Origin of the sequence: Actinomadura rugatobispora (genome assembly GCF_042656285.1) — a bacterium.
Taxonomy (GTDB): domain Bacteria; phylum Actinomycetota; class Actinomycetes; order Streptosporangiales; family Streptosporangiaceae; genus Spirillospora; species Spirillospora rugatobispora.
The window spans coordinates 1-15,623 of sequence record NZ_JBHSON010000092.1 but is presented as its reverse complement, the minus strand read 5'-3'; the positions used below and the strand labels follow the sequence as shown (position 1 = coordinate 15,623).

The 15,623-nt window shown below is 73.7% G+C and carries 12 protein-coding genes; 6 read left to right on the top strand and 6 right to left on the bottom strand.

The window, feature by feature from the left end; translation table 11 throughout:
- Nucleotides 1-97: 97 nt before the first annotated feature.
- Both cutA and ggt read right to left on the bottom strand, forming a co-directional pair.
- Nucleotides 98-496: a divalent-cation tolerance protein CutA gene (cutA, locus tag ACFPZN_RS44030; protein WP_378288792.1), complete on the bottom strand. Its 399-nt coding sequence runs from the start codon at nucleotides 494-496 to the stop codon at nucleotides 98-100.
- Between the two features lie 56 nt (nucleotides 497-552).
- The gene (gene ggt, locus ACFPZN_RS44025; RefSeq protein ID WP_465252309.1) at nucleotides 553-2,487 is read right to left on the bottom strand and encodes a gamma-glutamyltransferase; all 1,935 of its coding nucleotides are present in this window, start codon (nucleotides 2,485-2,487) and stop codon (nucleotides 553-555) included.
- Nucleotides 2,488-2,723: 236 nt separating this feature from the next.
- On the opposite strand from ggt, the gene ACFPZN_RS44020 reads away from it, so the two are divergent.
- The 5 genes from ACFPZN_RS44020 (at nucleotide 2,724) to ACFPZN_RS44000 (ending at nucleotide 9,019) form a co-directional block, all read left to right on the top strand.
- Nucleotides 2,724-4,703 (top strand): amino acid permease, encoded by a 1,980-nt coding sequence (locus ACFPZN_RS44020; protein WP_378288790.1) that lies wholly within the window; start codon nucleotides 2,724-2,726, stop codon nucleotides 4,701-4,703.
- 152 nt (nucleotides 4,704-4,855) lie between these two features.
- Complete coding sequence (locus ACFPZN_RS44015) at nucleotides 4,856-5,662, top strand: NUDIX hydrolase (RefSeq protein WP_378288787.1); 807 nt, start codon at nucleotides 4,856-4,858, stop codon at nucleotides 5,660-5,662.
- A complete protein-coding gene (locus tag ACFPZN_RS44010) occupies nucleotides 5,659-6,699 on the top strand; it encodes a serine/threonine-protein kinase (protein WP_378288785.1) in 1,041 nt (346 codons plus the stop codon). Before ACFPZN_RS44015 ends, ACFPZN_RS44010 begins: the two co-directional genes overlap by 4 nt.
- 30 nt (nucleotides 6,700-6,729) lie before the next feature.
- Nucleotides 6,730-7,698 carry a hypothetical protein gene (locus tag ACFPZN_RS44005; protein WP_378288783.1) on the top strand — a complete coding sequence of 323 codons (969 nt, stop codon included), beginning with the start codon at nucleotides 6,730-6,732 and terminating at the stop codon, nucleotides 7,696-7,698.
- 31 nt (nucleotides 7,699-7,729) lie between these two features.
- Complete coding sequence (locus tag ACFPZN_RS44000) at nucleotides 7,730-9,019, top strand: adenylosuccinate synthetase (protein ID WP_378288781.1); 1,290 nt, start codon at nucleotides 7,730-7,732, stop codon at nucleotides 9,017-9,019.
- Here ACFPZN_RS44000 and ACFPZN_RS43995 read toward each other — a convergent pair.
- A complete protein-coding gene (locus ACFPZN_RS43995; RefSeq protein WP_378288779.1) occupies nucleotides 8,971-10,398 on the bottom strand; it encodes a purine-cytosine permease family protein in 1,428 nt (475 codons plus the stop codon). The genes ACFPZN_RS44000 and ACFPZN_RS43995 overlap by 49 nt on opposite strands.
- 14 nt (nucleotides 10,399-10,412) lie before the next feature.
- Nucleotides 10,413-11,372: an isopenicillin N synthase family dioxygenase gene (locus ACFPZN_RS43990; protein ID WP_378288777.1), complete on the bottom strand. Its 960-nt coding sequence runs from the start codon at nucleotides 11,370-11,372 to the stop codon at nucleotides 10,413-10,415.
- A gap of 298 nt (nucleotides 11,373-11,670) precedes the next feature.
- Between ACFPZN_RS43990 and ACFPZN_RS43985 the strand changes: the two genes are divergently transcribed.
- Complete coding sequence (locus ACFPZN_RS43985; protein ID WP_378288775.1) at nucleotides 11,671-13,674, top strand: hypothetical protein; 2,004 nt, start codon at nucleotides 11,671-11,673, stop codon at nucleotides 13,672-13,674.
- Between the two features lie 9 nt (nucleotides 13,675-13,683).
- Here the strand turns inward: ACFPZN_RS43985 and ACFPZN_RS43980 are convergent, their stop codons facing one another.
- Nucleotides 13,684-14,817, bottom strand: a complete 1,134-nt coding sequence (locus ACFPZN_RS43980) for a PucR family transcriptional regulator (RefSeq protein ID WP_378288773.1) — start codon at nucleotides 14,815-14,817, stop codon at nucleotides 13,684-13,686.
- A 469-nt stretch (nucleotides 14,818-15,286) separates the two neighbouring features.
- The coding region (locus tag ACFPZN_RS43975; RefSeq protein ID WP_378288771.1) for an HD-GYP domain-containing protein at nucleotides 15,287-15,623 on the bottom strand (337 nt) is incomplete at its 5' end.

The window sequence follows — 15,623 nt, the reverse complement described above, 5'->3', positions numbered from 1 at the left end:
GTAACCAAGGACTTATTCTCCCCACTATGCCCCACGTCACACAAAAAGTGCATAGCGGGCGGCGGTCCGGCGAGAGATCCGCGGGCGGGGGCGGCGGTCAGTCCACCGGGACGGAGTCGTCGTCGAGGTCGCCGCCGAGGTCGTCCTCGTCCTCGTCCTCGTCCTCGTCACCGGCGGGCTCGGTCTGCTCGCTGACCCAGGCCAGGTAGTCCATGCTGCCCGCGACCACCGGGGTGGCGATGATCTCGGGGCTGTCGTAGGAGTGGCCCTCGGTGATGAGGCTGGCCAGCTCGTCGAAGCGGGCGCCGGTGGTCTTGAACACCACCATCCACTCCTCGGCCGACTCGATCTCGCCCTCCCACCAGTAGGTGCTGGCGATGGGGCCGACCAGCTGGGCGCACGCCGCGAGCCGTTCGGCGACCGCCGACCGGGCCAGCTCCGCGGCCTCCGGACGCGAGTCGGTCGTCGTCGTCACCTGTACGTACGACTGGGCCATGGCACGACTCCTTCCCCCATCGCCTGATCGTAGTCGTGCCGCCGCGGCCGCCGCGGCTACTTGGACGGGCGGACGACCAGGGCGCTCCCGCCCCCGCGCCGCACCGGCTCGGCGACGGCCTGCACCAGGCCCGGACGCAGGAACTCCAGCCCGGTCGCGGCGCCGATCACCCCGGCGGGCGGACCGGCGAACAGCTCGACCAGGTGGCCCCGTTCGGCCAGCGCCCTGCCGTACCGGTCGATGAACGCCTGCTCGGCGAACACCTGCGGGGTGTTGCGCTGGGTGGCGCGCGGCGCGGCCACCGCGGCGGGCAGGTCCATGCCGAGGTCGATCCGGTTGAGGAGGATCTGCAGCACGGTGGTGATGATCGTGGAGCCGCCTGGGGTGCCGAGCGCGAGCCGGGGCCTGCCGTCCTGCAGCACGATCGTGGGGGCCATGCTGCTGCGGGGCCGCTTGCCCGGGCCGGGCAGGTTCGGGTCGGGCGGGCTCCCCGGCGCGGGCGGCTGGAGGGTGAAGTCGGTCAGCTCGTTGTTGAGGATGAACCCGCGGCCGGGGACGGTGATGCCGCTGCCGCCGAACTGCTCGATGGTCACGTTGTAGGCGACGACGTTGCCCCACTTGTCGGCGACGACGAGGTGGGTGGTCTGCGGGCCCTCGTACGCGAGCGCGCGGGTGGCGCCGCCCGGCGGGACGCACGGGGCGTAGTCGCCGTCCGGCGAGCCGGGCGCGACGGGCGCGGCGGCGGCCCGGTCGGGCTTGATGAGGCAGGCGCGCTCGCGCGCGAAGCCGTCGGACAGCAGTTCCTTCAGGGGGACGTCGACCTTGTCCGGGTCGCCGACGTAGCGGCCGCGGTCGGCGTAGGCGAGCTTGGACGCCTCCAGGTAGTAGTGCAGCGCCTTGACCGGGTCGCCGGCGCCGAGCTGGAAGTCGTCGAGGATGTTGAGGGCCTCGCCGATGGTGGAGCCGCCCGAGGACGACGGCGGCATCCCGTACACCTCCAGGCCCCGGTACGAGACGCGGGTGGGTGCGGGCGTCCGGGACCGGTAGGCGCCGAGGTCGCCGTCCTTCATGAGGCCGGGGCGCACGTTGCGGGTGGCGGCGGGGTCGACCGGCGGCTTCTGCACGGTGCGCGCGATCTCGCGGCCGAGCCCGCCCTCGTACATCCAGGCGGGGCCGCGCCGGGCCAGTTCGCGGTAGGTGCGGGCGAGGTCGGGGTTGCGGAAGGTGGAGCCGACCGCGGGCGGCTTGCCGCCGGGCAGGAACAGCTCGCGGGTCGGGACGATGTCGCGGAAGCGGGCCTCGTTGACGGCGGTCTGGTCTCGGAACTCCTGGTCGACGGTGAAGCCGCGCTCGGCGACCCTGATCGCGGGCTTGAGCAGCGTGCCCAGGTCGCGGGTGCCGAAGCGGCGCAGCGCGGTGTCCCACTGGGCGAGGGTGCCGGGGACGCCGACGCCGAGCCCGCTGGTGACCGCCTGGTCGAACGGGATGGCCTTGCCGGTGGCCGGGTCGACGAAGGAGTCCGCGCGCATGGCCTTGGGCGCGGTCTCGCGGCCGTCGACGGTGTAGACCTTGCGGCGCTTGGCGTCGTAGTAGGTCATGTAGCCGCCCCCGCCGATCGCGGCGACGTACGGCTCGGTCACGCCCAGGGTGGCGCCCGCGGCGACGGCCGCGTCCATGGCGTTGCCGCCGTTCTTGAGCACCTCGATGGCGGTGCGGCTGGCGTCGAGGTCGACCGTGGCGACCGCGCCGCCGTATCCGGTGGCCACGGCCTGCTTGCCCGGCGCGGCGGGCGCCGCGGGCAGGACGGGCGCGGCCGGCGCGGAGGGCGCGGCGGCGGCCTGGCCGGGAACGGCCAGGGAGGCCGACAGCACCAGCACGGCCAGCGGGGCGAGCCGCCTGCGGCGCCGGGACGCGCCCGTGGCGGACGGGCCCGACGGGCCCGACGGGCCTGATGGGGCGGCGGACGAGGCGGCGGACGCGGTCAACGGCACGGGACCTCCCGGGAGCTCAGCGGCACCACAGTGTCATTGATCTCTCCGGGGCGCCAGCGTCCCGACCGCCCCCGGCCCCGCGGGGGACCCCGCGTCCCCTCCCGTCCCGTTCCCCGCCCCCGGAACCGATCAGGGCAAAGTAATTGCGGTTTTACCGAAATGTGGTGAAGTGTTAGGGGCTTAGACATCGACTGTCTCGCGAACAGCGGCGCGGGTTCAGGGCTTGGGGAGAACCTATGACCTGGGATGGCCGCATGCGCAACACCATGTTCCGGAGACTGCCGGTCGAGCAGGCGACCGGGCAGCTGTACGGCGGCCGGCACCGGCTGCGCGTGGTCTACCGGACCCGCGACCTGGTGGTGCTCGGCCTGGGCGTCATGATCGGCGCCGGTATCTTCAAGATCTCCGGGGTGCAGGCGGCCGCCAGCGCCGGGCCCGCGGTGATCCTGTCCTTCCTCATCGCCGGCGGGGTCTGCCTGCTGGCCGCGCTCGCCTACGCCGAGCTGTCCTCGATCGTGCCGGTGGCGGGCAGCGCCTACTCCTTCAGCTACGTGGCGTTCGGCGAGGTCTGGGCGTGGGTGGTCGGCTGGTCGCTGATCCTCGAACTGCTGCTGGCCGCCTCGGTGGTGGCGCGGGCCTGGTCGCTGTACGCCGCGCAGGCCCTGTCCGACCTGGGCGTGCCGGTCCCGGAGTGGCTCGCGGGGGTGATCGGGCAGCCCAAGGGCTTCGACGTGTTCGCGCTCGGCATCCTGGTGCTGCTCGTCGTGCTGCTGGCGACCGGGAGCAGGCTCGGGCTGCGCACGCTGTGGTTCATGGTGATGGCCAAGGTGATCGTGATCGGCCTGGTCATCGCGGTCGGGCTCACCTACTTCGACCCGGGCAACCTGCGGCCGTTCGTCCCGCCCGCGCGGCCCGCCGGGGACGGCGGCGGGCAGAGCGTGCTGGACGCGCTCACCGGCGCGATCACCGGCGGTTCCCCGCAGGTGTTCGGCGTCTGGGGGATCCTGGCGGCGGCGCCCGCGATCGCGTTCGCCTACATCGGCTTCGACCTGATCGCCACCGCCTCCGAGGAGACCGACGACGCCCCGCGCAAGGTGCCCCGCGGCATGCTGACCAGCCTGGTCGTGGCGGTCGTGCTGTACGTCGGGGTGGCGGTGACCATGGTCGGGATGGTGTCCTACCGCCGGCTCGACCCGGACAAGGTCGTGCTGACCACGCCGTTCACCATGGTCGGCGCCGGCTCCATGGGGAAGATCATCGACATCGGCGCGGTGATCGCGCTGACCACGGTGATCCTGGTGGTGCTGATCAGCCTGACCCGGGTGGTGTTCTCGATGTCCCGGGACGGGCTGCTGCCGCGCGGGCTGGCCGGGATGAGCCGCTACCGGGTGCCGTCGCGGGCGACGCTGGCCGCGGGCGGCGCGGCGGCGGTGATGTCGCAGACCCTCGACGTGCTCACGCTGGAGCAGATGGTCGTGATCGGGACGCTGTTCGCGTTCCTGTTCGTGTGCGCGGCGGTGCTGGCGCTGCGCCGCGGCCGGCCCGACCTGCACCGGCCGTTCCGGATGCCGGCGGCCCCGCTCACGGCGGTGCTGGCGATGCTGGCGACCGGCTGGCTGATGCTCAACCTCAAGGTCGAGACCTGGGTCTACTTCCTGGTGTGGATGGCGGCCGGGCTGGCGCTCTACCTGCTGTACGGGCGGCGCAGCAGCGAGATGCGGCGCCTCCTCGACCTGCCCCCGCCGCCGCGCCCGGTGGCCGCCCCGATGTCGGCGCCGCCGCCGGACCTGGCCGGGCTGGCCCCGCCCGCGCCCGGCTCCCGGGTCGCGGGCCGGCCTCCGGTGATGGCCCCGCAGGCGACGGCCGGCCGGCGGGTGGACACCGTGCCGCCCGGCGGAAGCGCCCCGTACGGGACGGACGCCTACCCGGCCGCACGTCCGGCGCAGTCGCCGTACCAGGACCCGCACCAGGGCCCGCACCGGGGCCCGCACCAGGGGCAGGGGCACGGCCCGGCCCAGCCGCAGCCGCCCGCGCGGCAGTCGCCGGAGCGGCGGCCGTGGCAGCCGCAGCGCCCGCCGCAGCCGGAGCTGTCGCAGCCGCTCGAGCCCCGGGAGCCGCGCTACCGGCGGCGCCCGGACGGGCCGCAGGCGGAGCCGCCCCGGCAGGACCCGCCGCACCGGGAGCCGCCGCACCCGGGCGGACGACACCGCCGCTGACCCGCACGAACGCCGCTCCTCCCGGCCACCGGGAGGGGCGGCGTCCCCGTTTCGCCGGAATTCAGGCTGGACGAACGGTCCACCATGACCTATGTTCTTCTCATAGAGAGATGAACTCAACTTGAGACTGACTTGGATGGAGACCGGCCGCGATGACCGAGAGCGAGAGCGAGTTCCTGGAGTCCTACGACCCCCGTGACTACGACCCGGTCTCGGTCACGGTCGACGTCGTCGCGCTGACCATCCGCGACGGCGAGCTGCACGTGCTGCTGGTCCGGCGCGGGCACGCCCCGCACGCCGGGATGTGGGCGCTGCCGGGCGGCTTCGTGCGGGGCGTGCGCGACGCCGAGGACCTGCCGGACGCGGCCGTGCGGGAGCTGGCCGAGGAGACCGGGCTCAGCGCGAAGCAGGGGCCGCTGGAGCGCATCCACCTGGAGCAGCTCCGCACGTACGGGAAGCCCGGCCGCGACCCGCGCATGCGCATCATCTCCGTCGCCTACCTCGCCTTCGCGCCCGAGCTGCCCGACCCCGAGGCGGGCGGGGACGCGGCCGACGCGGCCTGGACGCCGGTCGGCCGGCTCGGCCTCACCGACGGGGGCGACCAGGCCCCGGGCACCACGCGCAGGCTCGCGTTCGACCACGCGCGGATCCTCAGCGACGGCCTGGAGCGCGCTCGCGCCAAGCTGGAGTACACCCCGCTGGCGACGGCGTTCTGCGCGCCCGAGTTCACGATCCCCGAGCTGAGGGCCGTGTACGAGGCGGTCTGGGGCGAGGAGCTGCACGCGGGCAACTTCCACCGGAAGGTGCTGTCGGTCCCCGGGTTCGTGGAGAGCACCGGCACCACCTCCGACAAGGCGGGCCGCAAGGGCGGGCCGCGTCCCAAGCTCTACCGCGCGGGGGACGCGCGCCTGCTGCACCCCGCGCTGCTCCGGCCCAGCCGGGAGGAGGAGATCCGATGACGGGCGCCCTCGGCGAGGCGCTGGCCCGGCTCGGCCGCGCCCGCACGCCCGCCGACCTGTTCGGCCTCGACACCGCAGAGGCGGCCCGCACGTACCGGCAGCTGGCCCGGCTCGTGCACCCCGACGCCACCGGCGGCCGTACCGGCGACGACTTCACCCGGCTGAACGCGCTGTGGCGCAGCTACAACCGCTCCGGCCCGGTCACCATCACCACCCGGCGCCACACCTTCCACGTGGGCGACAAGCGGGCGGGCGGCGATCTGGCCGACCTCTACGACGCGAAGCACGATAGGCCCCGCGATGGGCCCCGCGCCCAGGCCGTGGTCATCAAGCTGCCGCGCGACCCTGGAGACGGCGACCTGCTGGAGCGCGAGGCGGTGGCGCTCAGGCAGCTCCCCAAGGACGGCGACGGACGGTTCCTGCCGTACGTGCCGCGCCTGGTGGAGTCGTTCCGCCACCGCGACGCCGACACGGGGGCCGAACGGCGGGCCAACGCCATCGTGGCCCTCGACGGCTTCTCCACCCTGGCCGAGGTGCACGACGCCTACCCCGGCGGCCTCGACCCCCGGGACGCGGCATGGATGTGGCGCCGCCTCCTGGTGGGCCTCGGCTTCGCCCACCGCGCGGGCGTGCTGCACGGGGCGGTGCTGCCCGAGCACGTGCTCATCCATCCGGAGGAGCACGGCCTGGTGCTCGTCGACTGGTGCTACTCGGTGCCCGGGTGCTACGCGCCGGTCGACTCCAGCGGCCGCGTCCCGGCGCTGGTGACCCGCTACGCCGACTGGTACCCGCCGGAGGTCCCGGCCAGGGAGCGGGCGAGCGCGGCCACCGACATCTACATGGCCACCCGATGCATGACCCACCTGATGGGCGACAAGGCGCCCAAGCCGATGCGGCTGTTCGCGAAGGGCTGCCTGACGGCCCTGCAGCGCCGCCGCCCCGACGACGCCTGGCGGCTGCTGGCCGAGTTCGACGAAGTGCTCGAACGCCTCTACGGCCCGCGCCGGTTCCGCCCGTTCACCATGCCCGGCCGCTGAGCGCGGCCCCTCTCTGGGAGGAAAGCCCCAATGGGAAGCGGACACTGGTCCACCAACGTCTACGACGCGGCGAGCTCCTACCGCGCCCGTACCGGCGCCAGCGCCTTCGCCTACAGCGACGGCGGCGCCACCACCACCCACCCGTCCCTGGACCCGCGCGGCGTGACCGTCCGGGAGAGCCGCGACTCCGACGACCACCCCGAGTCGCTGGCCATCGCGGTGCTGTTCGACGTCACCGGGTCCATGGGCACGGTGCCGCGCACCCTGCAGACCAAGCTGCCCAGCCTGCTCGGGCTGCTGCAGCGCAAGGGCTACGTGGAGCACCCGCACATCATGTTCGGCGGGATCGGGGACGCGACCTGCGACCGGGCGCCGCTGCAGGTCGGCCAGTTCGAGGCCGACAACCGGATGGACGACGACCTCGGCAGAATCCTGCTGGAGGGCGGCGGTGGCGGCCAGATGATGGAGTCCTACGAGCTGGCCATGTACTTCATGTCCCGGCACACCGCGATCGACTGCCACGAGAAGCGCGGCCGCCGCGGGTACCTGTTCATGATCGGCGACGAGCTCGCGTACCCGGCCGCCAAGCGCCGCGAGATCGAGAAGGTGATCGGCGAAAGCGTCCCCGAGGACGTCCCGGTCCGGGAGCTGGTGCGCGAGCTCCAGACCCGCTTCGACGTGTACTTCATCATCCCCGAGGGCGCCCACCACGCGCGCAGCCGCAAGCTGAAGGACTTCTGGCAGGACCTGCTCGGCCAGAACGTGCTCTACCTGGACGACCTGGACGCGGTCTGCGAGACGATCGCGCTCACGGTCGGGCTGGGCGAGGAGGCCATCGACCTGGAGGAGGGGCTGGGCCACCTGGACGAGGTGGGCTCGGAGGCAGGTGCCTCGGTGTCGCGCGCGCTGGCCCGGCTGGAGGCCTCCCGCGCGTCGGTGGCGGTGTCGCCGGGGCCGCGCGGGCTGGGGTCCGCCCCGTCCGGCACGACCCGCCTGTGAGCCGGCGGAGGCCGCGGAGGGCAGCGGGCACATGGGGCACGTGATCGTCGTCGACCTCGGGTTCGGGGACGCCGGCAAGGGCACGGTGGTGGACTGGCTCTGCTCGCGGGGGCCGGAGCCGGTTCACGCCGTCGTCCGCTTCAACGGCGGCGCGCAGGCGGCGCACAACGTGGTGGCGCCGGACGGCCGCCACCACACGTTCGCGCAGTTCGGGTCCGGGACGTTCGTTCCGGGCGTGCGGACCCACCTGTCGCGGTTCATGCTGGTCGACCCGCTGGCGCTGGCCGCCGAGGCCGCCCATCTGCGGGACCTGGGCGTGCACGACGCGCTGGACCGCCTCACCGTCGACCGCGGGGCGCTGCTCACGACGCCGTACCACCGGGCCGCCAACCGGGCGCGCGAGAGCGCCCGTGGCGGGGCCCGGCACGGGTCGTGCGGCATGGGCATCGGCGAGACCGTCGCATACTCCCTCGCGCACGTGGACGCGCCCCGCGCGGGCGACTGCCTCTCCCCCGCGCGCCTGCGCCGCGGCCTCACCGCCGTGCGCGACTGGTATCGCGAGGAGTTCCCGGGCGGGGAGGCGGTGCCGCCGGTGGACGACTGCGTGGACGCCTTCACCGCGTTCGCCGAGCGGGTCCGCATCGTGGGCGAGGAGCACCTCCACCACCTCCTCCGCACCGGCGACGTGGTGTTCGAGGGGGCGCAGGGGGTTCTCCTGGACGAGTGGCACGGCTTCCACCCGTACACCACCTGGTCCACCACCACGTTCGCGAACGCGGACACGCTCCTGGCGGAGGCGGGCGTGGCGCCCGGATCCGCGACCCGTCTGGGCGTGCTCAGGACCTACGCCACGCGCCACGGCCCCGGGCCCTTCGTCACGGAGGACCCCGCGCTCACGGCGGACCTGCCCGACCGCCACAACGGCACGGGGCCGTGGCAGGGCGCCTTCCGCGTCGGGCACCTGGACGCGGTGGCCCTGCGCTACGCCCTCGACGTCACCGGCCCAGTCGACGCACTGGCCGTCACGCACCTGGACGTGGCGCAGGAGCGCACGGACCTGAAACTGTGCGTCGCCTACGAGGGCATGGAGCGCATCCCCGTGCACCCTGCGGGCGACCTGGAAGCCCAGGCCGCGCTCACCGAACGCCTTCTGACGGCCCGTCCCGTCTACGCGCCGCTCACGTCCAACCCCCTGGCGACGATCTCAGAGGCCCTGGACACGCCCGTGGCGCTGGGGTCGTACGGTCCCACCGCCTTCGACAAGAGCAGGGCCTACTCCTTCGGGGAACTCGGGCGCCAGACCCGGCGCAGTGCGATGTAGCCGAGCGCGGCCAGGAGGAAGCCCACGAGGGCGGTGATGTCACCGACCGACTCGACGTGCTTGGGCACGAGCCCCACGTACAGCTCCTGGTTGGAGAACAGCAGGACCGACACGGCGATGGCCGCGGCCATCGCGATCGGCCCGGCCGGGTTGCGGTGCCGGGTGTCGAAGAAGAGGGCGTCGACGGGCTCGCCTCCCCGCCGCAGCCACAGGTCGGCCAGGACGACTCCAAGCCACGGCGCGATCCAGTACGCGATGATCAGTAGGAACGCCTCGTAGTCGTGGCCCGCGTCGTCCAGCCCGAAGTAGGCCACGACCAGGCCCAGGACGCCGAACGCGAGCGCGGCCATCGCGCGCTGCAGCGCCACCGGCAGCCGCACGCCCAGCGTCACGAACGACATCGCGCCCGAGTAGATGTTGATGGCGTTGGCGCAGATGGCGCCGAGGGTGATGGCCAGCAGCGTCAGGTCGGCGACCAGCGCGGGCAGGTGGCCGGTGAACGTCCCGGTCGGGTCGCCCAGCGCGTCGCCGCCGATGGTGACGGCCGCGGCCCCGACGATCTGCAGGCTGACGCAGCCGAGGAAGACGCCCAGCCCGGCGTAGAGGCCGACGGAGCGCCGGTCGGTGCCGGGCGGCAGGTAGCGGGTGAAGTCGGCGGCGTAGGGGTTCCAGCCGGCCGCGTACCCGAAGGCGGCGGCGGTCGCGATGATGAACCCGCCCAGGCCCCCGCCCTCGCCGCTCGCCGGGGCGCCGAAATTCGCCTTGCTGAGGATGATGAAGGAGGCGACGGCGAACACGACCGCCAGCACCGGGAACGCGTAGCGCTCCACGGTGTGCACCAGGTTGTGCCCGAAGAACCCGATCGTCACCTGGAGCGCGACGACGACGAGCAGGCACAGCGGCTTGGGCAGTCCGGTGAGGGTGGCCAGGGCGAGGGTGGCGCTGACGCTGTTGACGGCGAACCAGCCGACGCCGCCGGCGATGGTGTTGAGCGTCGCGGGCAGCGCGTTGCCCCGGTAGCCGAACGGGACGCGTCCGAGCACCATCTGGCCGACCCCGTGCCGGGGGCCGCGGGCCGACAGCACGCCGTGCGTGAGCGCGCCCAGCGCGGTGCCCAGGACCGCCGCGGCCGCCGCCTGCCAGAACGACAGGCCGAACGCGGCGACGGCCAGCACGCCGAGGAAGATGGTGGCGAACTCCAGCTGCGGCGACGTCCACGTCCACAGCAGCTTGAGCGGGCGGCCGTGCCGCTGGTCGAGCGGGATGAACTCGGCGCCGCCCGGTTCCACGGCGGCGAGCCGGTCGCCGTAGTCGCCTTCCCGCACGACCACGCCGGCGGGCGGATCGGTGTGCTGCCTACCGGCCTGGAGGTCGGTCATGTGGAGCCTTTCAGTCAGCCGACGGTGATGGCGTCGAGCCTTTCGAGCAGGAAGTCGTGGGCGCGCACCGGTTCGAGCGCGGTGCGGCCGATCGGCGGGGCCAGGGGCTGGATGCGGGCGCCGGGGTCGCACTCGTAGAAGAAGATGAGCGACAGCAGCTCCTCGTCGGGCGCGCTGGGATCGGGCGGCAGGACGCGGTGCCGGTTGGACTTCCAGCGGTTCCCCGACCAGACGGCCAGCAGGTCGCCCACGTTGATGGTGAAGGAGTCCTCGACGTAGGGCGCGTTCACCCACCCCGACTCCTCCGAGTACACCTGCAGGCCGCCCACGCCGTCCTGGCGGTCCAGCACCGTGACGGTGCCGAAGTCGGTGTGCGGCCCGATCCGGAACTGCCCGGGCTCGGGCTCGCCGAGCTGCGACAGCGGCGGGTAGCGGTTGATGTTGAGCGTGTACGAGGGGTGCCCGGTGTAGTCGGTGAAGTGGCCGGGGTCGAGCCCCAGCGCGGCCGCGCAGAGGACGAGGAGCTCGTCGGAGAGTGCGCGCATCCGCGCGAGGTAGTCGGTGAGGAGCCCCTCCAGCTCGGGCACCTCGGAGGGCCAGACGTTGGGCAGGAACCACTCCCGGTCGAAGAGCGGGTCGCCGATCCGCCGGTCGGCGCCCACGGCGAAGGTCTCCTTGAGGTCGGGCGGGGTCTCGGTGCCCTCGGCGTAGGCGTTGGCCTCCACGCCCGGGGGCAGCCAGCCGCGCTCCCCCACGGTGACCGCGTAGGCGCGTTTGACCTCCTCGGGCTGGGCGAAGAACCGCCGGGCGGCGTCCCGGATGGCGCTCCTGACGCCGGGCGGCACCCCGTGCCCGGTGACCACCAGGAAGCCGATCGCGCTGAGCGCGGCGTCGACCCGGGCGGCCACCGCCCTGCGGTCGTCCTCGCCGCCGTGGAACCAGGGGGTGAGATCGATGGTCGGGACCGCGTCCATGGAACGTTCCTCCTCGGTGACTCCGCAGACGACGGGCCAACTATCACCCGACGGCGGCGTCTTGAGAAGCCCCGAAACCGACCCGCAACGGCCCGGCCGGGCGATTTAACACCCGCGAAACAAGATCGTTTCGGCCGCGCGGCGGGGGCGGGCGGGAAAAGTGCGAACGCACAAGGCCGCCGGCCGTCCGTTGTGCGAAGGCCGATTGACCGGTCCAGGGCCATGCGGTCTGATCACCACGGAATCCCCGATGGCGACGTCAGGGCCAGCCCGCGGCGTCCGGCAATGGAGGTCGGCCTTGCGCACCCGAGTCCTGCGCGTCGCGGCGGCGGCCCTGGCGCTCTTCACGGCGGTGCTCGTCGCGCCGTCGTCCCCGGAGGCCCAGGCCGCGCCCGGCGCCGCGTCCGCGTCCCCGGCGTCGGGCGACGGATGCGACCCGATCGACCCGGCGGCGTGCCTGCTGCCGTTCCCCAGCGACTGGTACACGGTCCGGGACGGCTCCACCGCCACCGGGCGCCGCGTGAACATGCGGACCACGCTCCGCAACGCGCTCGGCGTCCCGGTCCGCCCGGAGGAGTGGAACCGCGCCGACGGCTTCTCCCCCGGCTCGATGCTGCTCGGCCACGTACCGGGCGTCGACCTGGCGCGCAGCGGCGCCGCGCCCGTCACCGACATCGGCGCCTCGCTGCGCCGCGACGCGCCCATCGTCGTCATCGACACCGCGACCGGCGAGCGCTGGCCGTACTGGGCGGAGCTGGACGCGAACGCGGACCGGCCCGAGCGGCGGGCGCTGATCGTCCGGCCCGCCCGCAACTTCCGCGAGGGCCACCGGTACGTGGTCGCGCTGCGCGGCCTGCGGGACTCCGGCGGGGATCTCCTCAGGCCGAACGCGGCGTTCGCCAAGGTCCTCGGCCCCACGCTGCCCTCCTCCGACCCGCTGCACGAGCGGCAGCGCGCCGGCCGCGCCGTGCTGGCCGACCTGGACCGCCACGGCATCGGCCGGGACGGGCTCTACCTGGCCTGGGACTTCACCGTCGCCAGCCGGCAGAGCCTGACCTCGCGGATGCTGCACATCCGCGACGACGCCCTGAAGCGCCTCGGCCGCTCCTCCCCCACGTTCCTCGTCACCCAGGTGACCGACGACGTCGACGAGCGGATCGGCCGCGAGGTCAAGGGCCTGGTCTTCGCCCCCAGCTACCTCGACCTGCCCGGCGGGCCGCCCGGGTCGCGGTTCCACCTCGGCCGCGACGGCAGGCCCGCCCGCCTGCCCGGCAACACCCAGCCCGTCCCGTTCCAGTGCGAGATCCCGCGGTCGGCGTTCGACGGGCGACCGGCCAGGCCCGCCCTGTACGGGCACGGTCTGCTCGGCGGCGAGGGCGAGGTGGCGGCGGGCAACGTCAAGGCCATGGCGGCCGAGCACGGCTTCGCGTTCTGCGCCACCAAGTGGATCGGCATGGCCAGTGAGGACATACCCAACGTCGTGACCGCGCTGGCCGACCTGACCCGCTTCCAGACGGTCGCGGACCGCCTCCAGCAGGGCATGCTCGGCTTCACCTTCCTCGGCCGCGCCATGACGCGGGGGTTCACCGGGCACGAGGCGTTCCAGACCGCCGACGGACGGCCGCTCATCGACACCCGCGCCGAGCTCACCTTCGACGGCAACAGCCAGGGCGGCATCATGGGCGGCGCGCTCACCGCCGTCTCCCCCGACATCCGCCGCGCCGTCCTGGGCGTGCCCGCGATGAACTACAGCACGCTGCTCAACCGCAGCTCCGACTACCCGACCTACGGGCAGGTCCTGGGCACCTTCTACCCGGACAAGCTCGACCAGCAGATCGCCTTCGGGCTCATCCAGATGCTGTGGGACCGCGGCGAGGCCAACGGCTACGCGCACCACATGACCAACCGGCCCCTCCCGGGCACGCCCCGGCACAGGGTCCTGATGCACGTCGCGTTCGGCGACCACCAGGTGGCGCCGGTCGCCGCGGAGGTCCAGGCCCGTACGATCGGCGCCCGCATCCACACCCCGGCCGTGCGCCCCGGACGCCTGCCCGACAAGGTGCCGTACTGGGGGATCCCGTCCATCCCCTCCTCCCCCTACAACGGGTCCGCGCTCGTCATCTGGGACAGCGGCGCCCCTGTGCCGCCCCTGACGAACACCCCGCCCACGGAGGGACGCGACCCGCACTCCGACCCGCGCAACACACCCGAGGCGCGCCGCCAGAAGGCGGTCTTCCTCACCACGGGACAGGTCGTGGACGTCTGCGGCGGGGCGCCCTGCGTCATCACCCCCGCCCGGTAGCGCAGCCCGCTACCTGTTGAGCCTCTGGTGGGCCAGCGCCCACCAGAGCTCGGCGAGGGTCCGGTGGTCGCGCAGGTCCGCGCCGGTCAGCTCCTCGAAGCGCCGCAGCCGGTTCCGCAGCGTGTTCGGGTGGACGAACAGGCTGCGCGCGGTGTCCTCCACGTGCATCCCGCCCTCCAGGTACGTGACGACAGTGCGCTCGATGTCGGGGAGCCCCTTCAGGGGCGCGAGGTAGCGCTCGTGAAGGAACTCCCCGACCTCGGACTCCGCGACGACCGCCGCGTGCAGGCCCAGATCGGCCAGGTCGTACACGCCGTTCATGCTGAACCGCGACGCGGTGTCCAGCGCGCGTGTGGCGCGTTCGAAGGCTCCCGCCGCCTCCGCGAGCCGCACGGCCGGGCCGATCCCCACCACCAGGTCGCCGCGCGCACGGCCGACCGGCCGCCGGGCGAGGAGCCCCGCCACGTCCCCGTCGATGAGGGTGACGGGCGGGGTCGTGTGGGGGAAGTAGGGCACCAGTGCCTTCACCACCGCCCGCACGTCCCGGCCGCCCCGCGCGCGGAACGGCACGTACTCCCTGTCCGGGTCCAGCCCGAACGCCGCCGACTGCAGGTGCAGCCCGGCCCGGTCGAGCGTGCCCGACAGCAGGGCGCGGATGAAGGCGCCGCGCCTCTGCTGCGCGTCCAGGGCCGCCTCCAGGTCGACCCTGCGATGCTCCCTGGCGGCCCGTACCATCACGCCGTCGGCCCACTCCCACACCCGCTCGGCCAGGGCGAGGACCTCTCCGGGGTCCGCGTCGTTGCGCCTGGCCGCCGTGGCGAACCGCTCCCAGACCGTGCGGACGCCGATCCGGTAGGCGTGCAGAAGGTCCTCCACCGGGATGCCGCGCTCGGCCCGGTCGGCGCCCACGGCCGCCGCGTCCACCGCGGCGGCCAGGGACGTCCCGCCGGGGAACCCGCCGTCCAGGAGGAAGCCGATCCCGTCGTGCACGCTGGCCGCCACCCCGGGGCGCAGCCGCTCGCGCGGCACGGCGGCGTACGACGGGATCTCCTCGACGATGCGGTCGACCACCAGGTCCACGACCGTCTCCGCCTCCTGCCGCAGCGACGCGACGGTCGCGGCGACCACCGTGGACCTGTCCACCGGGAGCCTCCGGAACGGTGTCGGGACGTGCGCGGCGTCGGGAGCGCCGCCGCAAGGAATGTCTGACAGGTTACGAAGATCTACCCGCCCGGTACAGGGGCAGCAGACGCAGGTCGAACGCGATCGCGTCGCCGGGCTCGGTCTCCAGCACGACCGCGGGCACCGGCCGACCGGGAAAAACCCTGGCAGGACGGGTCGCGCCGGAAGTAGGCGGCGCACCGGCGCGCGAAGCCCGGCTCATGGGACCCCGGCACGACCAGCAGCGCGACCGCCGAACGCCTCGCGCGGCACCACGTACCCGAAGGTCTCGAAATGCATGATCTCCTGCTGGCCGAACACGATCCTCTCCTTCGTCGTCTCGAAGCCGTCGTGTGCGAACCGGATCGAGACGGACGAGGGGCACGTGCGCGGGGAGGTCAGCGTCAAGTGAAGCCGGAGCTCATGCCCCGCCCCTGACCCGGGGAGCGGGTCAGCGGACCTCGATGGGTGCGGTGGGATCGTCGTGGTCCTGCTGGGCCACCTCCGCGACGCCGTTGCCCGGCACCGACACGGGACCGGGCAGCCGCCAGCCGTGCGCGTCGAGGGCGCGCAGGAACGCGGCCACCACCACCGGGTCGAAGTCGGAGCCGGAGCAGCGCCGCAGCTCCTCGACGGCCTCCTCCACGGAGCGGGCGGGCCGGTAGGAGCGGGTGGAGGTCATCGAGTCGAACGCGTCGGCCACCGAGATCACCCGCGCGAACTCGGGGATCTCGTCGCCGGCCAGGCCCATCGGGTAGCCGCGGCCGTTCATCTTCTCGTGGTGGTGC